The sequence below is a fragment of the Micromonospora sp. WMMD998 genome (genome assembly GCF_029581235.1).
GTDB lineage: Bacteria > Actinomycetota > Actinomycetes > Mycobacteriales > Micromonosporaceae > Micromonospora.
On record NZ_CP120740.1, the window covers coordinates 1,095,223 to 1,118,434 of the forward strand.

Genomic DNA, 23,212 nt, shown 5'->3' on the forward strand with positions numbered 1-23,212 from the left:
CCCGATGACGAACAGCGATCGGAGGCCGAGGCGATAGCGCCGGCCGGTCTGGTGTGAGCAGAACGCAGCCAGCGCCGCACCGGGAGGAAACCGAGATGCTCATCACCCGCACGTTCGTTCCCACCGTCCTCAGGTCCGTTCTCGCCGTCGCCGCTCTCGCGTTGGCCCTCGGCGTCGCAACGGTGAGCGCAGACGTGTCGATGTCCGGAGTGCCGACCGCCGGCGGGGACTGCCCCATGGACACGCACTGGAGCCCCGAACTCGGCGTCTGCGTGGAGGACACGCACTGGTGAACCACGCCTGACGCCACCGGTCCCGGCGGCACCCCGGAGGGGGTGCCGCCGGGACCGGTGGCGTTTCGGTGGTGCGGGGCCGGGGGGAGGGCCGGCCCGGACTCAGCTTCCCGCCGGGACCATCGGGCGGGTCCCGCGGGAGCCCGACTCCTCCGCCTGGGCCAGCAACGAGGCGGCCCGGTCGTACCACATGGTCGAGCCGAGCTGCTGGAACAGGTCGCACGCCGTGCGGAGATGCTCCACGCCGACCGGGGCACGACCGGTGGCGAGGGCGATCTTCCCCAGGAAGTACTGCGACTTCGCCTCGACCAGCCGCTCCCCGAGGCGCCGGGACCGGTTCAGGGTGTGGGTCAGGATCTTCGCGGCGTTGTCCGGTCGCCCCTCCTGGTACCGGAGCATGCCCAGGCCGTAGAGGGCGTGGGTCTCGCCGATCCGGTCGCCGAGGTCCCGGACGATGCGGAGGGCCTGGTAGAGCGCCCGCCGCGACAGGGCGATCTGGTCGGTGGCGAGGTACACCTCGGCGAACCGGTACAGCACCTGTGCCTCCACCCGCAGGCAGCCGGTCTCCCGGCAGATGTCCAGAGCCTGGCCGAGCAGGTCGAGCGCCCCCTCGTGGTCGCCGGCATCGATCCGGTGGCGCGCCAGGCTGCGCATGATGTGCGCCTCGCCCACGCGGTCGCCGACCCGTCGCATGATCTCCAACGAGCGGGCGTACTTGTCGAGCATCGCCGCGGTGTCACCGCGCAGGCCGTCCACGTACGCGGCGTTGCGCAGCACCAGGCCGGCGCCGTGCTCCATCCCCTCCTCCGTGAAGATCTCCAGCGCGGTGGTGAAACATCCGTCCGCCTCGGCGAGACGGGCCTGGAACATGTGCAGCGTGCCGAGCGAGTAGCGCATGGCCGCCATGCCGATGCGGTTGTCGGCCAGTTCGGCGCAGGCGTAGGCCGTGGTGGCGCACTCCCGCCAGTCGTCGAAGTAACCCTTGGACTCGAACAGACTGACCGCGCCCAACGCCAGATCCCAGCAGAGTTCGTCCAGACCGGCTTCGGCGGACTGCTGGACGGCGGCGACAAGTGCCCGCCGCTCCGTCTCCCACCAGTCGGCCGGGTCACCGATGTGCGTGGCGGCCTGGGCGGGGTCGAGACTCCACCGGTCCGCCGTGCCGTGCAGGGTCGTGTAGTTGCCCCCGTAGTCGCTGCGGTGTGCCTGCTCGGCGAGGGCCAACCAGCCGCCCAACACCCGGGTCAACGCCGCCGTACGCTCCGTTCCGGTCTCCGTCCCGGTCAACTTCTCGGCCGCGAAGACCCGGATCAGGTCGTGCAGTCGATAGCGGGGCGCCGCGTCGGGATATTGGACGATGTCGACGAGTTGGGCGTCCACCAGGCTTTCCAGGATGTCCTCGGCCTTGAAGGGGCTGGTGTCCAGCAGCGCTGCCGCCGTCCAGCTCGGGAAGTCGGGGGCCTGCATCACCGCGCAGAGCCGGAACAGCCGCTGGCTCGCGGCGTCGAGCGCCCGGTAGGCCAACTCGATGTTGGAGCGCAGCTCGAGCCCGTGGTGGGTGAACTCGTCCAGTCGGTTCGCCTCGTCCTGTAGCCGGAGGACCAGCCCACTGAGACGCCAGTGCGGGCGTGAGGCCAGCCGCGCGCCGGCGATCCGCAGTGCGAGCGGCAGGCCACCGCAGAGCTCGGCCAGCTCCGAGGCGTGCCTCCGCTCGGCGGCGATCCTCTTCGGCCCGATCATCGCGGTCAACATCTCGACCGACTCGGCGAAGTCGAACACGTCGAGGTCGACCTGCCGGGCGCCGGGCAGGCCGGTGAGGCGTACCCGGCTGGTGATCAACACGGCACAGGACGAGCTTCCCGGCAGGAGTGGGAGCACCTGAAGATCCGACGGCAGGCCGTCGAGGACCAGTAACAGCCGTTTGCCGGAGAGCATGCTCCGGTAGAGCTCACCCCGTTCCTCGACGTCCTCCGGGATCGCCGAGCCGGTGGCGCCGAGTGCGCGCAGGAACCGGGCCAGGAGTTCGGCCGTGTGGTCCTGCCGGTCCCGGGACCGCAGGTCGGCATAGAGTTGGCCGTCGGGATAGTGGTCGCTGAGTTCATGGGCGCTGCGGATGGCGAGGCTGGACTTGCCCACGCCGTCCTTTCCGGAGATCACCACGATGGGCATGCCCCGTGAGTCGCGGACGCCGTCCGGCTCGCGGCTCAACAGACCGCGAATCCGATCGAGTTCCGCGTCCCGGCCGACGAAGTCGCTGATGCTGGCGGGCAGTTGGCGAGGCAGCACCGTCATCGTGTTTCGCGGTGACGCGGGGGCCGGCCTCGACGGCGACGGCGCCACCGGCGGCACCGATCGCTCGTCGGCGGGGCCGAGCAGTTGGTCGCGTTGCAGGATGGCCCGTTCCAGGCGTTGGAACTCCTCGCTGGGATCGAGACCGAGTTCGTCGCTGAGCACCTGCCTCGCCGCTCGGGCTGCCTTGAGCGCGTCGACCTGTCGCCCGTTGCGGTAGAGCGCGAGCATGAGCGCACAGTGCAGGCGCTCACGGTGCGGGTGCTCCCCGACCAGGATCTGCAACTCGTTGACGACCTTCTGGTGCCCGCCGAGTTCGAGATCGAGTTGGATGCGTTCCTCGATCGCCGCGATCCGCTGGTCGGCCAGCACGGTGGCGGCCCGTTGGAGCGTCGCGCTCGGTATGTCGGCGAGGGCGTCACCACGCCAGAGCGCGAGCGCGGTACGCAGTGTGGCGCAGGCGTCGGCCTTGGCGCCCGCGTCCGCCTGTCGCCGCGCGTCGCGAACCAGCGCGGTGAACCGGAACACGTCCACGTCCGCGTTGTCCAGTTGGAGCAGGTAGCCGGGCGGGCGTGTGCTGATCGCGCCGGGCCGGGAGATGGCGTCGAAGAGGCGGCGGAGGGCGGAGATGCAGATCTGGATCTGGCCCCGGGCGGTGCTCGGCGGGTCCTCACCCCACACCGCGTCGATGAGCTGATCCATGGGAACCACGCGACTGTTGTTGAGGCCCAACATCGCCAGGACGATCCGCTGGCGTGTTCCGCCCAGGTTCATCGATCGTTCACCATCGATCATCTCTATCGGACCGAGTAGTCGTAGGCTCATCCAGCATCTCCCCCGCTTGCGCTCCGTGATCAGTAGCCTACAATACGCTGCGGTAGCCCTTCTCGCATCAATCGGTGCAAATGCCTCAACTGTCTTACATTTCAAGAAGAACTGGCTTCGGTGCACAGTTCAGGCGCCGGATTGACGATAGCGGGTCTGCCGCTGATGTTCGTCGGTAATTGCGGGAGGCCGCCGCGCGGATGAAAGCAACAATTCGCATCGACGTAACCGGATTCACGTGATGAATTTTGGGCCCTCGGATTCCGGGCGCGCGTCGGCCCGGCGTCGTCCGCCACCTGAGGGCCGCCCGTCCCCGAGCGGTTGTCGTCCGGTTCAGCGGGTACCGCACCGAGTATGCGCATAGTGATCGTGGGGGCCACCGGCAACGTGGGGACCGCCGTACTCCGCCGGCTGCGGCAGGAGCCGGGGGCGGAACTGGTCGGGGTGGCCCGCCGGCTGCCCGGGCCGGACGCCGGTGAGCCGTACGACGACGTGCGGTGGCACTCCTGCGACATCGGCGCGCCCGGCGCGGCCGACGAACTGGTGCGGATCTTCGCCGGGGCGCGGGCGGTGGTGCACCTGGCCTGGCAGATCCAGCCCAGCCACGACCGGCGCACGCTCTACCGGACCAACGTCGGCGGCAGCCGCGCGGTCATCGAGGCCACCGTCCGGGCCGGCGTTCCCGCCCTGGTGTACGCCTCGTCGGTCGGCACCTACGCGCCCGGCCCGAAGGACCACCCGGTCAGCGAGGACTGGCCGGCGACCGGAGTGCCGACCTCCTCGTACAGCCGGGACAAGGCGGAGGTGGAGGCGCTGCTGGACGGTGTACAGCGGGAGCACCCGGAGTTGCGGGTGGTCCGGCTGCGGCCGGGGCTGATCTTCCAGCGCGAGGCCGGTACGGAGATCAGCCGCTACTTCCTCGGCCCGCTGGCGCCGGTGCGGCTGCTGCGCTACGGCCGGATCCCGCTGGTGCCGTCGCACCGGCGGCTGCGGATGCAGGCGGTGCACGCCGACGACGTGGCGGACGCGTACGCCCGGGCGGTCGTGGGGGACGCGCGCGGCGCGTTCAACGTGGCGACCGACCCGGTGCTCACGCCGCAGTTGGTGGCGCGGCACTTCCACGGCTGGACCGTGCCGGTGGCGGTGCCGGTGCTGCGTGCCGCGGCGGCGGTGACCTGGCGGGCGCGCCTGCAACCGGTGGACGTCGGCTGGTTCGACCTGGCGTTGAACGTCCCCCTGATGTCCAGCGCCCGGGCCGAGACGGATCTGGGCTGGACCCCCGGGGTCGACACGGCAACCGCCCTGAAGGACCTCATCGCCGGCATGTCCACCAGAGCGGGCACGAAGTCCCCGCCTCTGTCCACGGATCCCACCCTCCCCGGTCGCCCGGCCGCCCTCCCCCGGGGCCGCCTCCCCGGCCACCCCAACCCCTACTGATCCACACTCCCCATCGAGGGTGTGAGAGGGGGCCCCTTCTCTACCGGAGGCGTTAAGAAGGGCCCCCGCCTTCGGTCTCACGAGAGGTGGGAGGAGCTGACCGACGGTGGGCGCGCACCGAGAAAGAAGATCCCCGGGAACCCCTTCGTCTCGAAGCCCTTGCTCGGGTTCCGCCGCAGGGTCGAACTGGTGATCGACATGGTGCCGGTGCGGTTGTTGCTGACGAAGAAGACAGCCCCGCCGCCCTCGTTGGCGCTGTTGTTCTCGACGACGGTGCCGGCGAGCTTCACCGTGAACTCGTTGCCGTCGCAGTAGATCGCGCCGCCGCTGCCGCCGCCGGGCGTGCCGCCCCGGGCCGGGTTCGCGCCGGTGCCGACCGCCCGGTTGTCGCGGAAGACGCTGTTCAACACCGTCCACGAGACGCCGATGCTGCTCAGCGCCGCGCCGTTGGCGCACACCCCGCCGGTGAACGTGCTGCCCACCACGTACACCGGCTTGTTGTCGAACTGGCTGAGCACCCGCAGCGCCGCGCCCCCGAGGTCCGGGCCGGTGCGGTCGCAGCGGTTGTCGACGAACCGCGAGTTGACCACCTTCACCCGCCCACCGCGGACGAAGATCGCGCCACCCCCGCCGCCCTCGGTCTTCTCACCCGTCGAGTTGCCGCCGGTGAACGTCAGGTTCTGCACGGTGAGCTGCGGGAACTCCTGGTTCTGGCAGTGCGAGGTGGTCCAGCCCTGGGCCTGGTCGCAGGTGTTCATGTAGAGGATCCGCCGGCTGCCACCGCCGCTGAGCGTGACCTTGCCGCCGCCGTCGAGCACGATGCGCGGGCCGTGCGCGTTCACTACCTTCGCGGTGGCCGTCATGGTGATGGTCACCGGTGCCGGACCGCAGTCGAACGTGATGATGCCGCCCGCCGCCACCGCCTTCACCACCGCCGCCGAGGTGCAGCTCGCCGGGGTGCCGGTGCCGACGGTACGGGTCGGGTGTGACGTGTCCACCGCCCGCGCCTCGGCCGGCACCGTGGCCTTCCCGTCCGGGTTGCCGGCGCGCAGCAGCGTTGCCTTGGCGGCGCTGGGACTCGGCCTGGCGCTGCCCAGACCGGCGCGGGCGCTCGGCGAGGTGGCCGGCGCGTCGACGGCCGGGGCGGACGGCGTGCCGGTGGCGGCGACCGGGGCGGGCGGGTCGGCCGGGTCGGTGCCGCCGCCGCACGCGGGCAACGTGGCGGTGGCCAGAGCGAGGGCGAGCAGGGGGAGGGCGGATTTCAGGCGCACCGCCCGATGCTAGGAGGACGACCGGTCCGGGGACGACTCCGGGCGGCGATCCTTAACCCGCCGCTAAAGCACAGGCGCCGGAATGGCTGTCGGTCATCCGGCGGTGTCGGGGTGGTTGTCGGCGCGGGCTCGCCGGCGGTCGACGAGGTCTTCCCGTAGTTGGCGGGCCTGCTCGTGTTCGCCCAGGCGGGCCAGGCTGTTGGCGAGGTTGTTGGCGCTGCTCAGCGTGTGGGGGTGGTCGTCGCCGAGGATTCGGCGGCGACGTTCGAGGGTGTCCTCGTGGAGTTGGCGGGCCTCCTCGTACTCGCCCAGGTCGGCCAGGCTGCTCGCGAGGTTGCTGGCAGAGGTCAGGGTGTCGGGGTGGTCGTCGCCGAGGATTCGGCGGCGACGTTCGAGGGTGTCCTCGTGCAGTTGGCGGGCTCGCTCGTGCTCGCCCAGCTCGGCCAGGTTGCCGGCGAGGTTGTTGGCGGAGCTCAGCGTGTTGGGATGATCGTCGCCGCGGGTGCGGCGGGACCCTTCGTGGATGTCCTCGTGCAGGTGGCGGGCCTGCTTGTACCGGCCCGTGAATCGGTAGGCCGTGGCGACCTGGCTGGCCATCCACAGGACGTGTTCGTCGTCGGGATGCAGGCGCGACCGCCACTGTCGGTGCCAGCGCTCCGCGAGCGGCAGTCCGGTGTGGTAGTCGCCGTGCATGAGGAGGTACCACGCCGCGTTGCAGGCGGTGTCGCGGAGATCCGGGCCGGCGGTCGCGGGGTCGAGCGTGAGCAGGTGCGGCAGCAGCTCCGCCCAGGCCGGCCAGGAGAGCGGGTCGGTGCCGTCGTTGTCGGGTTCGCCGGCGGCGACGAGCCGCTCGGACCGCTGCCGGTGGTCCTGCCGTTCGGCCGGGGTGGCCAGGTCCCGTAGCACGGCCTGGGTGAGCCGGTGCAGTTGAACGGTGTGCTCGTCCAGGCGGACCAGGCCGAGCCGCGCCAGCCGGGCCAGCGTGTTGCGGAACGCCAATCGGGCACCGGCCACCGTGGCCAGCGGCTCGGGCAGGACGCCGTCCGGAGCGTCGGCGAACCAGCGCAGCGGGATCGGCTCCGGGGCGAGATGGGCGCACATGTGGAGGAGTTGCACGCCCGCGGTGTCGTCGTTGGCGGTCAACTGGGTCAGTGACACCTCGATCGCGGCGGCCAGCGGCGCCGGATAGCCGACCACGGCGCCCATCCGCAGGAGTTGGGCGGTGTGCTCGGCCAGTTCGGTCAGATAGTCGGCCACACCCATGCGGGTTTCCGCCATCAGGCCGGTGGCCTGCGCGAGCGCCAGCGGCAGGTCGCCGAGTTGCGCGGCGAGCCGGTCGGCGTCGGTGTCGGCGACGGTGGGCAGATGCTGGCGCAACATGTCGACCGATTCGGCCCGGGAGAACACGTCGACCTCCACCGGCGTGGCCACCCCGGCGAACGCGCTGCTGCGCGAGGTCACGATCACATGCCCGGTCTCCGGCGGCAGCCAGGGTGCCAGGTCCGCGCCGTCCGTCGCGTTGTCGAAGATCAGCAGCCAGCCGTGGACGGCCCGGAGCCGCCGCCACGCGGTGTCCCGGGCCACCGCGATGGTGGTGCCCTGTTCCACCCAGCCGGCGGTCACGGCCAGGGCGGCGACCTGTTCACCGATCAGTTCCGGCCGCTCGGCGTCGATCCACCAGACCAGGTCGTAGTCGCCGACGAAGAGGTGGGCGTACTCGATGGCCAACTGCGTCTTGCCCACCCCGCCGAGGCCGGCCAGCGCCTGCACCACCGCCCGGTCCCCGTCGGTCAGCCGGGCCCGCAACGCGGCCAGCAGCCCCTGCCGTCCGGTGAACGCCTGGTTGCGGCGGGGAGCGTTCCACACCGCCGGGTAGCTGCCCGGCACGCGGGTCGTGCCCGCCGTCACCGCATCGCCGGGAAACGGCACCGTCGCCGGCCGCACCGGACCGCCGACGGCGGCCAGCAGCGCGGCGCGGGCCTGCGGTTCGGCCAGGTCGAACAGGTCCCGGTAGATCAGTGACCGGAGGATCGGCGGGGGCTTGACCTCCTGCACCCGCACCGGGATCAGCCGGCGTCGCTCGGTCCCGTCCGGACGCTCGGCCAGCACCGCCGTCCACTCGTCGGTCGTGAACCGCTCCCGCTCGAAGTAGGCCACGGAGAACAGGGCCAGTACCCGGTCGGCCCGGGCCAGCGCGTCGTTGATGCGCAGGACGAAGTTGGCGCCGGTCGCCCAGTCCCACACATCCAGTTCGACCGTGTAGCCGGCGGTCTCCAACTGCCGCGCCGCCCACTCCGCCCACGGCCGGTCCGGGCCCGCGTAGCTGACGAACACATCCATCCGAGCAGTCTTCGCCTCCGCCACGGTCGACAGCGTGCCCCACCTCGGTCACCGAACGCGATCATCCGTCCGGCCAACACCGCCCATTGGTCAGGTATGGGACAGGGCGAACGCGACCAGGAAGCCGAGCACGGTGATCAGACCGACCAGCAGGTGTGCGTCCTCGAACGCCTCCGGGACCATGGTGTCGGTGATCATCGCCAGGATCGCGCCGGCGGCCAGCGCGGTGATGGTGGCCAGCACCTCCGGCGGGGCGCCGCCGAGCAGCGTGTACCCGGCCAGCGACGCGGCACCGGAGATCAACGCGATGGCCGTCCACAGCCCGAAGACGTACCGCCGGGTCCGCCCGGCCTGGCGCATGCCGGCGGCGCTGGACAGCCCCTCCGGCACGTTGCTGAGGAAGACCGCGATCACGGTGACGAAGCTGACCGGCCCGCCGGCCAGCAGGCTCGCGCCGATCACCACCGATTCCGGTACGCCGTCGAGCAGCGCGCCGACCGCGATCGCGTTGCCCGAGCCGGGTTGCTCCTGCTCGGAGGGCTGCTCGTCGCCGGAGCGCTTGCGGTGTCGGGCGCCGTGCCGGGCCAGCAGCACGTTCGCCCCGGTGTACGCGAGCGCGCCGGCCGCCGCGCCGATCGCCACCGGCAGCAGACCACCCTGCTCGTGCGCCTCGTCGATCAGCTCGAACGAGACGGCGGAGAGCAGCACGCCGGCCCCGAACGCCATCACCGAGGCGGTCGTCCGGCGCGGCACGCGCACGAAGAACCCGACGGCCGCCCCGATCAACAGGGCGGACCCGGCGAGCAGCCCCCAGAATCCCGCTTCCAACCACTCCGGCACGCGCAGGACCCTACCCCCGGCCCGGCGCCGCCAACCCGATCAGAAGTCGGCGAACAGGTAGGGCAGCTCGCGGGGGAAGACCCGGCGCAGCTCGGTGGCCGCCTCGACCGGCACCTCGCCCAGGCCGCGCACGGCCACCTCGGCCGGGTCGAGCACCCCGTACGCCAGGGCGGACAGCCCGGCGGCGGTGAGCCGCGCGCACGGCACGCCACCCTCGGCGGCGGCATCGGCCGGCACCACCGCCAGCTTGCCGGTGGTGCCGTCGAGCAGGTGCCGGCCGGCGAGCCAGCGGTCGCCGACCAGTTCGACGAGCACCCGGCCCACCCCGACCGGCTGGTCGGCGAGCGCCTCCAGGCTGAGCAGCCGGGCCATCGGCGCGGTCGGGTCGGGCCGGGACACCCGGGCCTCCACGTGCACGTCCAGGTCGGTGAGCCACAGCTCGGGCAGCTCGCCAGGCGGCAACTGGACGCTGACCCGGGCCACCTGGTCGACGTGCCGGGCGAAGAACTGCAACAGCGAGGCCCGGGCGTACGGGTCGTCGAAGAGCAGGTCGTCGGCGATCAGCGTGCCGGCGTGGTCGTCGATCCGGTAGGTGACCGCGCCGACCGTCTCGCCGCCGCGTACCACGCTGAGCAGCCAGCGGTCGTCCCGCTCACGCAGCCCGACGGCGCGGAAGTCGGGGAAGACCGCGAAGCCGTGCCGCTCGCGCAGGCACCTGTCGGTGTAGGCGCGCCACCGTGGATAGCCCGCGCCGATCCGCTCCCAGACCAACTCGTCGGGCAACTCGGCGCGCAGCAGCGGCGCCAGGTCCGCGGGGGTGAACACGGCGGTACGCCGCCGGGGCAGCCCGGCGTAGCCGAAGCGCTCGTAGAACGAGGCGCGGAACGGGTGCAGCGCGCTGAGCTGGTGCCCCTCGTCGCGCATCCGGTCGAGGACCTGGTGCATCAGCGTCCGGACGTGCCCGCGCCGGCGGGCCAGCGGATGGGTGGCCACCCCGGCGACGCCGGCCATCGGCAGCACCGCGCCGCGCAGGTTCTGCCGCATCGGGATCGCCGACACGGCCGCCGTGGTGACGCCGTCCTCCTCGACCACGAGCGTCGTGTTCCCCGCGTTGTACGGCAGGTAGGCCCGAAACTCGTCGGTCCGGGACGCCGTCAGCGGCGTGGCCTCGAATGCGTACGCCTGCAGCGGGAAGCTGGTGGTCAGGCGGTCCTCGGCGGCCAGCCGGCGAATGTGCATCCGTTCATCCCAACGCGCCCGGGCGGGGGTCGCAACCCGAATGGGACCGGGATCAGGCTTCGGTGACGTCGGAGATGACCACGGTGACGTTGTCCGGCGCGCCGGCCTGGTGGGCCAGCTTCACCAGTTGCTCGCCGCACTGCTGTCGGTCGCCGTAGGTGGCGAGCGCCCCGGCGATGGCGGCGTCCTCCACGTAGTCGGAGAGGCCGTCGCTGCACAGCAGCAGCCGGTCGCCGGGGAAGACGGTGAGCGCCCCGACCGCGGGCGGTGCGTCGGAGCCCTGCACCGCGCGGGTCACCAGGGAGCGCTGCGGGTGGTGCCGGGCCTGGTCGCGGGAGAGCGCACCCTGGTCGACGAGCGCCTGCACGAACGTGTCGTCCCGGGTGAGCTGGGTCAGCTCGTGGTCGCGCAGCAGATAGCAGCGGGAGTCGCCGACCTGGGCGAGGACCAGGGTGTCGTTGGCCAGCAGGGCGGCGGTAAGCGTCGTGCCCATGCCGTCGCGGGTGGGGTCCACCGTGATGGCCGCACGGATGCGCTGGTTGGCGGTGCTGACCACGGCGCGCAGCGCGTCGGCCGCCTCGTCGGCGCCGGTGGGCGGGGTCAACTCGTCCAGGATCCGGATGACGATCTCGCTGGCCACCTCGCCGGCCGGGAGGCCGCCCATGCCGTCGGCCACCGCCACCAGGCGGTCACCGGCGAGGGCGGAATCCTCGTTGTTGGTCCGGACGAGGCCGACGTCGTTGAGGATGGCCGAGCGGAGGATGAGCGTCATGGGGACAAGCTTGCCAAGAAGAACGGCTCCGCGTCTCTACACGCTGCCGGGTCGGGGGAAAGAAATGTCATCCGCTTACATCCCGGGTATGTGTCAATTGTCCTTACCGGACGGACGTGGGTAGCGCAGGAGCAGGCTGGCGCGGACCTGCTCGTCGCCCACGGCGGCGTAGCCGTGCGGCACGTCGGAGGTCCAGCGCAGGTATTCGCCCGGGCCGGCGGTGAGCGGGGCGTCCACCGGGCCGGCGCGGAGCACGCCGGAGAAGACGGTCACGTGTTCGGTGACGCCGGCCTGGTGGGCGGGGGAGAGCTGCGTCGGCCCCGGGCTGACCCGCATCCGGTACAGCTCGTAGGTCGCGTCGCGGTCGTGGAACACCTCCAGCAGCGTGGCGCCGACCGCGGTTCCGCGTACGGTCGGCGTCTGTTCGGGATCGGACAGCACGGCGGTGAGCGGCACGCCGAGCTGCGCGGTGATCGCGTACAGCGTCTCCAGCGTGGGGTTGCGGACGCCGTTCTCCAGGCCGGAGAGCGTGGCCTTCCCGACGCCGGCCAGCCGGGCCAACTCGGAGAGGGAGATCCCCCGTTCCATCCGGAGGGCGCGGATGCGTGGGCCGACGTCCATGGGGCTATCGTGCTACATGACGTCGTTCCGTAAACGGAACAACCGGAGGGGGAGGCATGGCCGGTCGACTCCAACCCGTGCTGGCCGGCGTGGTGACCGCCCTGGTCGGCTTCGCCAGCTCGTTCACCGTCGTCCTGGCCGGGCTGCGCGCGGTCGGCGCCGACCCCGCCCAGGCCGCGTCCGGCCTGCTCGCGCTCTGCGTGGCCAGCGGCGCCTGCGCCCTCTGGCTCGGCCTGCGACACCGGATGCCGCTCGCCATCGCCTGGTCCACGCCCGGCGCGGCGCTGCTGGTCGCCACCGGACCGGTCCCCGGCGGCTGGCCCGCCGCGGTCGGGGCCTTCCTGCTCGCCGGCCTGCTGATCGTCGCCGCCGGGCTGATTCCCGCGCTCGGCCGCGCGGTCGCCGCGATCCCCACCCCGCTCGCCTCCGCCATGCTCGCCGGGGTGCTGCTGCCGCTCTGCACCGCACCGGTACGCGCCCTGGTGGAGGTGCCCCGGCTGGCCGCGCCGGTGGTGCTCGTCTGGGTGCTGCTGCACCGGTTCGCCCGCCGCTGGGCGGTGCCCGGCGCGCTCGCCGTGGCCGTGGTGGCGATCGCGCTCACCACCACCGGGCCGGCCCGGCTGGACGCCGCACCCGTGATCGCCCTGACCACGCCGGCCTGGACGTTGCCTGCGATCGTCGGGCTCGCGCTGCCACTGTTCCTGGTCACCATGGCCGCGCAGAACGTGCCCGGCACCGCCGTGCTCGCCGGCTACGGCTACCGGGCCCCGCTGGGCTCCGCGCTGCGGGTCACCGGCCTCGCCACCGTGCTCGGCGCGCCGGCCGGCGCGCACGCGGTGAACCTGGCCGCGATCACCGCCGCGCTCGCCGCCGGCCCGGACGCCCACCCCGACCCGGACCGACGCTGGATCGCCTCGGTCACCGCCGGCATCGGCCTGGCCCTGCTCGGCCTCGGCGCCGGCGCGGCCACCGCCCTGGTACTGCTCTCCCCGCCGGTGCTCGTCGAGGCGGTGGCCGGGCTCGCCCTGATCGCGGCGCTGGCCGGCGCGGTGACGGCGGCGGTCGCCCAGCCGGACGCGCGGGAGGCCGCCGTGGTCACGCTTGTGGTCACCGCGTCCGGGGTCACCCTGCTCGGCATCGGCGGCGCGTTCTGGGGCCTGGTCGCCGGTTGGCTGATGCTCCTGCTCTTCCGCCGCCCGACCGCCCCGGCCCCGACCGCCCCGGCCGAAGCGCCCCCGGAGCGAGCCGAGGAGGATGCCGCGCCCTCGCTTCCCGTCCGTTCTGTGCGGTGAACTGCTAATCTGGGATGCGCAGGAGGCCCGTCAGGGTTCCCGCAACCGCCTTAGGGCCCGCTGTCAGGCGGGCCCTTCGTGCATCCGGCGACCGGTCGGGCGCCAACACCAGGAGTGGTATCTGCGGGGCTCGACCCAGGACCACAACCGGGATCGTTCATGACGCGCAGGTCGTCATCACTCCTCGGCGGGCAGCTCCGCGACCGGGACGGTGAGGCGGACCGCGCCGTCGGCCACGGCCGCGATCCGGTCGGCCAGCACGTAGACCGCGCCGGTGTCGGCCAGCTCGGTGGTGACCTTCAGATAGCCCTCGCGCAGCAGCCGGGCGGCCAGGTCGGCCGGTACGTCCGGCTCCTCGACGGCGGCCGACTCGATCAGCTCGTCGAGGCTGCTGCCCGGATCGACCGGAGTGGGCGCCTCCACGGTCACGGCGGCGGCGTCGCCCCGCTGGACGAGATCGACGGTGCCGACCTCGACGCCTGTGGAGTCGACCACCCGCATGCCGGTGGTGACCCGGGAGAAGGTGTCCTGCTGCTGGCTCATGCCGAAGCGGTTCCCGGAGCGCGCGGGCGCTAAACGGACCGCAGGCGCTAAACGGACGGGGTCCAGCCGCCCGGCGGGCGGGGCGACAGCTCGCGCCAGGTGTCCGGCCCGTCGAGCAGCGCCCGGATCGTCTCCTCGGCCTCGTCGACGCTGGCGTGCTCGTAGAAGCGGGAAACCCCCTCGGCGCCGCCGGCGCGCTGCTCCACGTGCCAGCGGTCGCCGTCCACCCGGAGGAAGACGTCCCGCCGGGCGAGCCGCCCCCATTTCCCGTTCCACAAGTGTTTGCGCTGCTCCATGCCCGGAACCCTATCGAACATGTGTTCGATTCGGGTCGGCCCCCGCGGAATCTCCACGGGGGCCGATCGGCTATGGGCGTCAGCGGGGGGCCGGCGGCTCCTGCCGGCGGCCCAGCACGTCGTCGAGCGCGCCACGCTGGGCCGGAGTGCCGTGGCCGCCGGCGACGAGCGCGTCGCGGATCTCGGTGAGCAGCTTGACCTCCTCGCTGGGGGCCGAGGGCGGCGGCTCCTCGCCGCGCTTGCGCCGCTCGGCGAGCCGGTTCATCGGGTAGACCACCAGGAAGTACAGCGCCGCCGCGGTGAGCAGGAACGTGATCACCGCGTTGACGAACGCCACCCAGTCGAACTCGATGCCGCGGAAGGACGGCGTCGAGCCGCTGAGCCCGTCCTCGTTGCCGGTGATCAACACGATGAACACGCGGACCAGCGGTTCCAGGAACGACTTGGTCAGTTGCGTGACCACGCCCGTGAACGCGGCGCCGATGACGACACCGACCGCCAGGTCGACGACGTTGCCGCGCATGATGAAGTCTTTGAAGCCCTTGAGCATCCGCACTCCCGTGCTGTCCGAGTCTCGCCTCCGGCAGACCCTATGCCCCGGACGGCCCCTCCAGAAAAGCGCCCGCTTCGATCGCTGCCCGCGCCGGGTCGCCGGCCCGGATCGCCTCGACGAGTCGACCGTGGTCGACGTACCGCTCGTCGGTCAACGCGGTGCCCATGGCCTGGGCGACCGTGCTGCGCAGCGCGACGCCGACCGAGGCGTACAGCTCGGCGAGCATGGCGTTGTGCGCGGCGGCCACCACCGCCGTGTGCAGCGCGGCGTCCGCCTCCACGAACTCGTCCACCCGGCCGGAGCGCCAGGCGGCCTCCCGGGTGGCGAGCGCGCCGTCGAGCGTCGCCAGGTCCTCGGGGGTACGCCGCAGCGCGGCCAGCCGGGCGGCCTCGACCTCGAACGCGCGCCGGACCTCGATCACCTCGGTCATCCGGTCGTCGGCGAGCCGGCGGGCCACCACCGGCGCCAGCTCGTCGGTCGACACCACGTAGGTGCCGGAGCCCTGCCGGCACTCCAGCACGCCGGCGTGCACGAGCGCGCGGACCGCCTCGCGGACCGTGTTCCGTCCCACGCCGAGCTCGGCGACGAGCTGCGGCTCGGTGGGGATGCGCCCGCCCACCGGCCACTCACCGCCCAGGATCCGGGCGCGGAGCTGCTCGATGGTCTGCCGGACCCGGTGGCCGCGCGGTGGCACGGCGACGGAATCCGCGGTGGGTGTCACCGGTTACACCTGCTGCCCAAATTCATCCCATGATTGTAGGTTGAAGGCCATGACACCGCCAGCCACGCCCGCCGCGCCCGCGCCCACCGCCGACCTCACCCCCGGGTCGGTGGCCGGTGCGACCCCGGCGACCACCCCGACCCCGGCCGCCGGCCCGGCGCGGGGCGGCCTGCTGGTGCTGGTCGGGATGCTGCTTGTCGCCGTGAACCTACGCGCCGCGGTGACCAGCCTCGGCGCGCTGCTCGACGAGATCCGCGTCGGGCTGGGCCTCTCCGGCGCCATGGCCGGCGTGGTCACCACGCTGCCCACCGTCGCGTTCGCCGGCCTCGGCGCGCTCACCCCGTGGCTGGTCCGCCGCTGGGCCGCGCCCCGGGTGCTGGTGCTTGCCATGATCGCGTTGACCGCCGGGCAGGTGCTGCGCGCGGTCACCGGCTCGGCCGCCGTCTTCGTGCTCACCAGCGCGCTCGCGCTGGCCGGCATCGCGGTGGCGAACATCCTGCTGCCGATGCTTGTCAAGCAGCACTTCCCGCACCGCACCGGGCTGGTCACCGGCGCGTACACGATGGCCCTGACGGTGGGCACGACGGTGGCCGCCGCCTCCGCCGTGCCGGTGGCCCACGCCTTCGGCTCCTGGCGGGCCGGGCTCGGCATGTGGGCCGGGCTGGCCGCGCTGGCGGTGCTCCCCTGGGTGCCGCTGGCGCTGCGGGCGCGCGCCGCGCGGCGGGCCGCGGCCCGGTCCGCGGCCCCGGCCGCGGTGGCCGCCGCGCCGGCCCGGGTGCGCCCGGAGCGGACCCGGCTCGGCTGGGCCATGGCGGTCTACTTCGGCACCCAGTCGCTCAGCGGGTACGCGATCATGGGTTGGCTGGCTCAGCTCTTCCGTGACGCCGGCTACCGGCCCGAGGCCGCCGGCCTGCTGCTCGCCGGTGTGACCGCGCTCGGCGTGCCGGTGGCGCTGATGATGCCCACCCTGGCCGCGCGGCTGGCCACCCTGCGCCCGCTGGTGCTCGGGCTGACCGCGTTCTCCACCGTCGCGTACGTCGGGCTGGCGCTCGCGCCGCACAGCCTGGCGCCGCTGTGGGTGCTGCTGCTCGCGCTCGGCCAGGGCGCGTTCCCGCTCATCCTGACCACGATCGGGCTGCGCGCCCGGACGCCGGAGGGCACCGTGGCGCTCTCCGCGTTCGCGCAGAGCACCGGGTACGTCATCGCCGCGCTCGGTCCGCTGCTTGTCGGCATCCTCTACGGGGCGACCGGCGGCTGGACCGCCCCGATCGGCTTCCTGCTGGTGGCGCTCGCCGTGCAGGCGGTCGCGGGCATGGTCATCGCCCGCCCCCGCTACATCGAGGACGAGCGCTGAGCGAAATCGGTCAGGAGGAGGCCGGGGTGGGTTCGCCCGCGACGGCTTCGTCCACCGTCGGATAGGTGTGCAGCACCTCGACCAGGCCACTGACCTCGAGGATGCGCAGCACCCCGCGCTGCGGGGCGGCCAGCCGGACCACGCCGCCGGCCTCGTCGCAGCTGTTCTTGGCGCGGACGAACACCGACAGCCCGGTCGAGTCGCAGAACGACACCTCGGCCAGGTCGAACACGAGGCGGTTACGCCCCTTGTCCAGCAGGTCCGTGATCTGGTCCTGGAGCTGCGGTGCGGTGGCCATGTCCAGCTCGCCCGCGACCGACACCACGACCACGTCGCCGCGCTGTTCCGTGTGCACCGTCAGGGACATTCGTCGACCTCCTGTGTTCGGTGGAACGGTATCCCACGATGACCGCGCCGTGCAGAACGGGAGCGGACACAGGTGCCGTCGATCATTTCTTTGTCCCGTGGCAAGTAGTGCCGCAACCCCCGGTGATAGAGTCCGCCCGTCCAGATCTGGGAGGTCAGCATGGCGTTGAGCGGGGAACAGGGCGGTCGGCTCGCCGACCTGCTGAGTCAGCACGCGGACCGGTTGACCAACCGTTGGATCGAAATCATCGCCGGTTCGTTGCGCGGCCGGCTGAGCCGGGCCGAGCTGGCCCGCCAGGTGCAGGAGCTGCACCGCGCCGTGACCGACGCCGGCCGGCAGGGTCTCGGCGACCTGGCCGACGAGCACGGCGGGGAGCTGCGGGCGGTGCTCGCGGAGATCTCCACCAGCCGGGCCCGCCAGGGGTTCAGCGCCACCGAGACCGCGATCAGCGTGTTCGCGCTCAAGGACGCCCTGCTGGAGCTGATGGAGGAGGAACGGGGCGAGACGACCCTGCGGGACTTCGTCGCCTTCTCCGCGCTCATCGATCAGATGGGGCTGTTCACCTTCGAGACGTTCGTCCGGGCCCGGGAGAGCCTCATCGCCGACCAGGCGGAGCAGCTCCTGGAGCTCTCCACGCCGGTGGTCAAGCTGTGGGAGGGTGTGGTCGCCGTCCCGCTCGTCGGCACGCTGGACTCGGCCCGCGCCCAGGTGGTGATGGAGCGGCTGCTCCAGACCCTGGTCGACACCGGCTCGCCGTACGCGATCATCGACATCACCGGCGTGCCGGCGGTGGACACCCAGGTCGCCCAGCACATCCTCAAGACCGTGGTGGCCGCCCGGCTGATGGGCGCCGACTGCATCATCTCCGGTATCCGGCCGCAGATCGCCCAGACGATCGTCGCCCTCGGCATCGAGTTCGGCGACATCGCCACCAAGGCGAGCCTGGCCGACGCCCTCCGTCACGTGCTGCGCCTGAACGGCGTCGAGACCACCTCCCGCCGCGCCCGCCGGGAGGCGTGATGGAGCGGGTGCCGATCCTCAAGATCGGCGACATCCTGCTGGTCTCCATCCAGGTCGACATGTCCGACCAGACGGCGATCCAGCTCCAGGAGGACCTGGCCGAGCGGATCGTCGCCACCGGTTGCCACGGCGTCATCATCGACATCACCGCGCTTGACATCGTCGACTCCTTCGTCGGCCGGATGCTCTCCACCATCGCGTCCATCTCCAAGGTGCTGGACGCCGAGACGGTGGTGGTCGGGATGCGTCCCGCCGTCGCCATCACCCTGGTCGAGCTGGGGCTGTCGCTCAACGGCATCCGCACCGCGTTGAACGTCGAGCGGGGCATGGAGCTGATCGCGGCCACCCGGGCCGACGACCGGGACGTGGTGTTCGACGACGAGGACGACGAGACGACGGCGACGCCATGACCACCGGCCTCGACCTGGGGGTGCCAGCGACGCAGGCGATCCGTAGCGACGAGGACGTGGTGCGGGTCCGCCAGTTGGTGCGTACCACCGCCGTGGCGGTCCGGCTCTCCCTGGTCGACCAGACCAAGCTGGTCACCGCCGCCAGCGAACTGGCCCGCAACACGCTGATCTACGGCGGCGGGGGCAGCGCCGAGGTCACCACCGTCTCCGACAGCCGCCGCCGTGGCGTACGCATCGTCTTCGCCGACCAGGGTCCGGGCATCCCCGACCTGGACCTGGCCCTCACCGACGGCTACACCACCGGCGGCGGGCTGGGCCTCGGGCTCAGCGGCGCCCGCCGGCTCGTCGACGACTTCGACATCAAGACCGCCGTCGGCGAGGGTACGACGATCACCGTCACCAAGTGGTCGCGATGATCTCCGACGTGGTCCCCGACCACGGCGTCTGGTTCCGGGTCGACAACGGCGCGACCGCCGGTGGCGTACGCCGGGCGGCCGAGCGGCTCGGTCGGCAGCTCGAACTGAGCGCGCCGCGCGTCGCGGACCTGGCCATCGTCACCGCCGAGATCACCAGCAACCTGGTCAAGCACGCCCGTGAGGGCGCCCTGCTGCTCCGCCCGGCCCGCCGGGACGGGCGGGCCGGGGTGGAGCTGGTGGCCATCGACTCCGGTCCCGGCATGGCCGACCTCACGCTCTCCTCGGCCGACGGGCACTCCACCGTCGGCACGCTCGGCATCGGCCTCGGCGCGATCGCCCGGCAGTCGAGCCGGTTCGACGGCTACTCGCGTCCCGGTCGCGGCACCACCCTGACGGTCCAGGTCTGGGACGGGCCGCCGCCGGAGCCGGACTGGGCCGGCGGGCTGGCCCGGCCGATCACCGGCGAGCAGGACAGCGGCGACGGGTACGCGGTCCGGATGGCCGACGGCCGGCGGCAGGTGCTGGTCTGCGACGGGCTGGGACACGGGCCGCTGGCCGCCGCCGCCACCGGCGCCGCGGTCGCCGCGTTCCGTTCGGCGCCGGCCGGTCCGCCGGAGGCCGTGGTGCGGCACCTGCACGCCGCCATCTCGCACACCCGCGGCGCGGCGCTCGCGGTGGCCGAGCCGGATCCCCGCAGCGGCACGCTCCACTACGCCGGCCTCGGCAACATCGCCGCCATGATCGTGGCCAGCGGCGAGCGGCGGCGCGGCCTGGTCTCGCTGCCGGGCATCGCCGGTCACCAACGTCCGGCCATCCGGGGGTACGACTATCCGTTCCCGTCCGGCGCGACGCTCGTGATGCACAGCGACGGTGTGGTGGACCGCTGGGACCTGGACGACTATCCCGGGTTGGTCGGCCGTCCGCCGTTGCTGGCCGCCGCGACCCTGCTTCGGGACGCCGGTACCCGCCGTGACGACGCCTGCGTCCTGGTCGGCCGGGTGCCGGCATGAGTGAGGGCATGCCCGGCCGGCACGGTATGAGCGAACGCACCGAGCGGAGCGAGGGCCGTGAGGGCATGCCCGGCCGGCTCGGCATGAGTGAGCCGCTGCTGCACCTGGCGCTCCGGGTCGAGCAGGACATCTTCCTGGTCCGCCAGCGCGGCCGGGAGGTCGCCGCCGCCGTCGGGCTGGAGCACCAGGACCAGGTCCGGATCGCCACCGCGCTCAGCGAGGTGGCCCGGGAGTTGCTGCGCGGCGTCGGCGGCGCGGACGTCGCGTTCGCCCTCGACCGGGACGTCACCGCCGGCCGGGCCCGGCTCCGGATGGACCTGTCGCCGGTCCGTTCGCTCCCCGACGGCCGGTACGAGCCGCAGTCCGGCGCGGTGGCGCGTCTGGTGGACTCATTGCAGGTGATCATGGTCGAGGGCGATACCGTCGTGAGGATGTCCCGACGAGTACCGGATCACGCCGCGGAGCTGACGCCGGAACGCGCCACTCAGATCCGTGCCGAGCTGGCCGAGCGCGTTCCAGGCTCCGCGGTGGACGAGTTGGCCGCTCAGAACGCCCAACTCATCGCCGCGCTCGACGAGGTGCGCACCCAACGGGACGAGTTGGCGGTGCTCAACTCCGAGCTGGCGGAGACCAACCGGGGCGTGATGGCGCTCTACAACCAGCTCACCGAGGAGCTGGAGGAGACCAACCGCGGCGTGGTGGCGCTCTACGCCGAGTTGGACGAGAAGTCGGCCCAGTTGCGGGCCGCCAGTGAGTCGAAGAGCCGTTTCCTGGCCAACGTCAGCCACGAGTTGCGCGCCCCGGTCACCGCGATCATCGGCCTGGGGCGCCTGCTTGCCGACTCCGCCTCCGACCCGCTCACCGGTGAGCAGGCCCGCCAGGTGGGGCTGATCCGATCCTCCGCCGGTGACCTGCTGACCCTGGTGAACGAGCTGCTCGACCTGGCCAAGGCCGAGTCGGGCCGGATCGAGCCGGACTGGTCCGAGGTCGACCTGCGCGCGGTGTTCGGGCAGCTCCGCGGCACGCTGCGGGCGTTGGCCACCCGGCCGGAGGTGGAGCTGGTGGTCGAGGAGCCGCCCACCCCGGCCACGCTCCGCTCGGACGAGGTGCTGCTCGCCCAGGTGCTGCGGAACCTGCTGCACAACGGCCTGAAGTTCACCGAACGGGGCGAGGTGCGGTTGCGTGCCGAACGCCGCGACGAGGCGTGGTCGCTCACGGTCACCGACACCGGGGTCGGCATCCCGCCGGAGTTGCACGAACGGATCTTCGAGGAGTTCTACCAGGTGCCGGGCACCACCCGGGTCGGCGGCACCGGTCTCGGCCTGCCCTACGCGCGGCGGCTGGTCACGCTGCTGGGCGGGACGCTGGAGCTGACAAGCGCGCCCGGCCGGGGCAGTACGTTCACCGTGGTCCTGCCCGTGGGCGGAGCGTGACGGTGGACGGCGGGCCGGCGACGGTGCTGGTGGTCGACGACAGCGGCCCGAAGCGGTACCTGCTGGTGAACTGGCTCAACCGGGCCGGCTTCACGACCGTGGAGGCGGAGAACGGCACCGCGGCGCTGGAGCGGGTGGCCGCGGAACCGGTCGATCTGGTGGTGCTCGACGTCCGGCTGCCGGACATGAGCGGCTTCGAGGTGTGCGAGCGGATCAAGGAGACGTCGCCGTCCACCCCGGTCGTCCACGTCTCCGCGCACGCGGTGGACGTGGTCGATCGGGCGCAGGGGCTGACCCGGGGCGCGGACGCCTACCTGACCGAGCCGATCGAGCCGGAGGAACTGGTCGCCACCGCGCACGCGGTGCTGCGCTACTACCGGGCCCGGCGGCGGGCCGAGCAGCTCGCCGAACGGTTGGCCGCGCTCGCCGACGCGACGGTGGAGATGCATGCGTCGCCGAACTTCGTCCGGCTGTTGGAGGCCGCCGCGTCCGGCGCGGCACGGATCTTCCGGGGGCCGGCGGCGGTGGTCGCCGAGACGTTCGACGGGGACTGCCTGGCCGGGGTGGCCGCCGACCCGCACACGCCGGCCGGGATCGTGCCGTGGACGGTGGACGACACCGGCGTACCGATCGGCACCCGGGTGTGGGTGGACCAGCCGGGCAACTGGCCGCTCACCGACTGGCCGGACGGCGACACGGTGACCGTGGCCGCCTCCCGGCTGCGGGAGGACCGGGCGCCGCTCTACGTGGTGGTGCCCACGTCGACCCAGACCGTGCGTACGCCGGTGTTGGTGCAGCTCGCCCAGGCCGTCGCCTCGGCGGTGGAGGCGCAGCGCTCCTTCGACGAGGAGCACCGGATCGCGGTGACGCTCCAGCGCAGCCTGCTGCCCCGGCGGCTACCCGAGGTAGCCGGCCTGGACCTGGCGGTCCGCTACGAGCCGGCGAGCGCGCAGACCGAGGTGGGCGGGGACTTCTACGAGCTGGTGATGCTCGACGGGCACCTCCTGGTGGCGATCGGGGACGTGGCCGGGCACTCGCTGCACGCCGCCACCGTGATGGCCGAGCTGCGGCACGCGGTGCGGGCGTACGCGGTGGAGGGGCACCAACCGGGCGTGATCCTGGACCGGGTCAACGAGCTGATGCGGACGCTGTTGCCGAACGAGCTGGCCACCATCTGCGTGCTGCTGCTGCATCCCGGCACCGGGTTGATCCGGTTGGCCAGCGCCGGGCACCTGCCGGCGCTGCTCAGCCGGGACGGGCGGGTCGAGTTCGTGTCGCAGACGGCGCCGCTGCTCGGCGTGCGCGCGCCCCGCCCGCCCGATCTGGAGTTCGTGTTGCCGGCCGGGGCCACGCTCGTCCTCTACACCGACGGGCTGATCGAGCGGCGGGACGCCACCATCGACGACGGCATGGCGGCGCTCGGCGTGGTGGCTACCCGGGTGGACGACGACCTCGACCAGTTCTGCCAGCGGCTGCTGACCGAGTTGGCCCCGCCGGAGATCAACGACGACGTCGCCGTGGTCGCGGTCCGCCGCCGCTGACGCCCTTTCGCCGCACTCCTTGGCGTCATCGACCGCTACTCTTCGTATTCCTTTCGCGTGGGCTAAGGCATCACCTCGCGCCGCCTTTGCTCTGCAGCCACCCACGCATCAGGCGTCTGAGCAGGTGCGATGTGTGGACCGCGGGGAGGGCGACGGAGCGATCACCGTTACTCTACGTGTGTGTTGCCCCCGTGGCTGCAGAGCAAGGGCGGATGGCGGCCCGGCAGACCGCATCGACCAGCCCGCGCCGCCCATGGGTGGAATGGTGTGGGTGTGTGAGGGTGCGGTAGGCACCCATAGCGTTCCACTCGTGCTCCGCGCCGCTGATG

General features: G+C 72.6%; 22 protein-coding genes. 10 read left to right on the forward strand and 12 right to left on the reverse strand.

Annotation, left to right across the window (positions count from 1 at the left end; translation table 11 throughout):
• The first annotated feature begins 95 nt into the window (after window positions 1-95).
• Window positions 96-293, forward strand: coding sequence for a hypothetical protein (locus O7619_RS05175; RefSeq protein ID WP_282286026.1), 198 nt, complete (start codon window positions 96-98; stop codon window positions 291-293).
• Window positions 294-395: 102 nt separating this feature from the next.
• On the opposite strand, the gene O7619_RS05180 is transcribed toward O7619_RS05175, so the two are convergent.
• A complete protein-coding gene (locus tag O7619_RS05180; RefSeq protein ID WP_348774352.1) occupies window positions 396-3,407 on the reverse strand; it encodes a BTAD domain-containing putative transcriptional regulator in 3,012 nt (1,003 codons plus the stop codon).
• A gap of 354 nt (window positions 3,408-3,761) precedes the next feature.
• Between O7619_RS05180 and O7619_RS05185 the strand changes: the two genes are divergently transcribed.
• On the forward strand, window positions 3,762-4,844 hold the full coding sequence (locus tag O7619_RS05185) for an NAD-dependent epimerase/dehydratase family protein (protein WP_282286029.1): 1,083 nt from the start codon (window positions 3,762-3,764) through the stop codon (window positions 4,842-4,844).
• 77 nt (window positions 4,845-4,921) lie between these two features.
• Here O7619_RS05185 and O7619_RS05190 read toward each other — a convergent pair whose 3' ends face one another.
• The 6 genes from O7619_RS05190 to O7619_RS05215 form a co-directional block, all read right to left on the reverse strand.
• Window positions 4,922-6,115 (reverse strand): hypothetical protein, encoded by a 1,194-nt coding sequence (locus O7619_RS05190; RefSeq protein WP_282286030.1) that lies wholly within the window; start codon window positions 6,113-6,115, stop codon window positions 4,922-4,924.
• Between the two features lie 93 nt (window positions 6,116-6,208).
• A complete protein-coding gene (gene fxsT, locus O7619_RS05195; RefSeq protein WP_282286031.1) occupies window positions 6,209-8,455 on the reverse strand; it encodes an FxSxx-COOH system tetratricopeptide repeat protein in 2,247 nt (748 codons plus the stop codon).
• Window positions 8,456-8,545: 90 nt separating this feature from the next.
• Window positions 8,546-9,295 carry a ZIP family metal transporter gene (locus O7619_RS05200; RefSeq protein WP_282286032.1) on the reverse strand — a complete coding sequence of 250 codons (750 nt, stop codon included), beginning with the start codon at window positions 9,293-9,295 and terminating at the stop codon, window positions 8,546-8,548.
• A 39-nt stretch (window positions 9,296-9,334) separates the two neighbouring features.
• Window positions 9,335-10,534, reverse strand: coding sequence for a GNAT family N-acetyltransferase (locus O7619_RS05205; RefSeq protein ID WP_282286033.1), 1,200 nt, complete (start codon window positions 10,532-10,534; stop codon window positions 9,335-9,337).
• A gap of 52 nt (window positions 10,535-10,586) precedes the next feature.
• Window positions 10,587-11,306, reverse strand: a complete 720-nt coding sequence (locus tag O7619_RS05210) for a protein phosphatase 2C domain-containing protein (protein WP_282286034.1) — start codon at window positions 11,304-11,306, stop codon at window positions 10,587-10,589.
• Window positions 11,307-11,399: 93 nt separating this feature from the next.
• Complete coding sequence (locus O7619_RS05215) at window positions 11,400-11,927, reverse strand: XRE family transcriptional regulator (protein WP_281585533.1); 528 nt, start codon at window positions 11,925-11,927, stop codon at window positions 11,400-11,402.
• 56 nt (window positions 11,928-11,983) lie between these two features.
• Here O7619_RS05215 and O7619_RS05220 point away from each other — a divergent pair, with 56 nt between their 5' ends.
• The gene (locus tag O7619_RS05220) at window positions 11,984-13,219 is read left to right on the forward strand and encodes a benzoate/H(+) symporter BenE family transporter (protein WP_282286035.1); all 1,236 of its coding nucleotides are present in this window, start codon (window positions 11,984-11,986) and stop codon (window positions 13,217-13,219) included.
• Window positions 13,220-13,396: 177 nt separating this feature from the next.
• Here O7619_RS05220 and O7619_RS05225 read toward each other — a convergent pair whose 3' ends face one another.
• From O7619_RS05225 to O7619_RS05240, 4 genes are all read right to left on the reverse strand, one after another.
• On the reverse strand, window positions 13,397-13,762 hold the full coding sequence (locus O7619_RS05225; RefSeq protein WP_282286037.1) for a hypothetical protein: 366 nt from the start codon (window positions 13,760-13,762) through the stop codon (window positions 13,397-13,399).
• Between the two features lie 47 nt (window positions 13,763-13,809).
• The gene (locus tag O7619_RS05230) at window positions 13,810-14,058 is read right to left on the reverse strand and encodes a hypothetical protein (RefSeq protein WP_281585530.1); all 249 of its coding nucleotides are present in this window, start codon (window positions 14,056-14,058) and stop codon (window positions 13,810-13,812) included.
• 79 nt (window positions 14,059-14,137) lie between these two features.
• Complete coding sequence (mscL, locus tag O7619_RS05235; protein WP_282286038.1) at window positions 14,138-14,608, reverse strand: large conductance mechanosensitive channel protein MscL; 471 nt, start codon at window positions 14,606-14,608, stop codon at window positions 14,138-14,140.
• 40 nt (window positions 14,609-14,648) lie between these two features.
• Complete coding sequence (locus O7619_RS05240) at window positions 14,649-15,332, reverse strand: FadR/GntR family transcriptional regulator (protein WP_282286039.1); 684 nt, start codon at window positions 15,330-15,332, stop codon at window positions 14,649-14,651.
• Between the two features lie 49 nt (window positions 15,333-15,381).
• Between O7619_RS05240 and O7619_RS05245 the strand changes: the two genes are divergently transcribed.
• On the forward strand, window positions 15,382-16,686 hold the full coding sequence (locus tag O7619_RS05245) for an MFS transporter (protein WP_282286041.1): 1,305 nt from the start codon (window positions 15,382-15,384) through the stop codon (window positions 16,684-16,686).
• 10 nt (window positions 16,687-16,696) lie between these two features.
• Here O7619_RS05245 and O7619_RS05250 read toward each other — a convergent pair whose 3' ends face one another.
• Window positions 16,697-17,053 carry an STAS domain-containing protein gene (locus O7619_RS05250; protein ID WP_281585526.1) on the reverse strand — a complete coding sequence of 119 codons (357 nt, stop codon included), beginning with the start codon at window positions 17,051-17,053 and terminating at the stop codon, window positions 16,697-16,699.
• Window positions 17,054-17,212: 159 nt separating this feature from the next.
• On the opposite strand from O7619_RS05250, the gene O7619_RS05255 reads away from it, so the two are divergent.
• From O7619_RS05255 to O7619_RS05280, 6 genes are all read left to right on the forward strand, one after another.
• On the forward strand, window positions 17,213-18,073 hold the full coding sequence (locus O7619_RS05255) for an STAS domain-containing protein (RefSeq protein ID WP_282286043.1): 861 nt from the start codon (window positions 17,213-17,215) through the stop codon (window positions 18,071-18,073).
• A complete protein-coding gene (locus O7619_RS05260; protein WP_282286044.1) occupies window positions 18,073-18,483 on the forward strand; it encodes an STAS domain-containing protein in 411 nt (136 codons plus the stop codon). The genes O7619_RS05255 and O7619_RS05260 overlap by 1 nt, the downstream gene beginning before the upstream one ends.
• Complete coding sequence (locus tag O7619_RS05265) at window positions 18,480-18,899, forward strand: ATP-binding protein (protein ID WP_282286046.1); 420 nt, start codon at window positions 18,480-18,482, stop codon at window positions 18,897-18,899. Before O7619_RS05260 ends, O7619_RS05265 begins: the two co-directional genes overlap by 4 nt.
• The gene (locus O7619_RS05270) at window positions 18,896-19,909 is read left to right on the forward strand and encodes a SpoIIE family protein phosphatase (protein ID WP_282288687.1); all 1,014 of its coding nucleotides are present in this window, start codon (window positions 18,896-18,898) and stop codon (window positions 19,907-19,909) included. The genes O7619_RS05265 and O7619_RS05270 overlap by 4 nt, the downstream gene beginning before the upstream one ends.
• Before the next feature lie 83 nt (window positions 19,910-19,992).
• A complete protein-coding gene (locus O7619_RS05275) occupies window positions 19,993-21,342 on the forward strand; it encodes an ATP-binding protein (RefSeq protein WP_282288688.1) in 1,350 nt (449 codons plus the stop codon).
• A 2-nt stretch (window positions 21,343-21,344) separates the two neighbouring features.
• Complete coding sequence (locus tag O7619_RS05280) at window positions 21,345-22,883, forward strand: SpoIIE family protein phosphatase (RefSeq protein WP_282286048.1); 1,539 nt, start codon at window positions 21,345-21,347, stop codon at window positions 22,881-22,883.
• The last annotated feature ends 329 nt before the right edge of the window (window positions 22,884-23,212 follow it).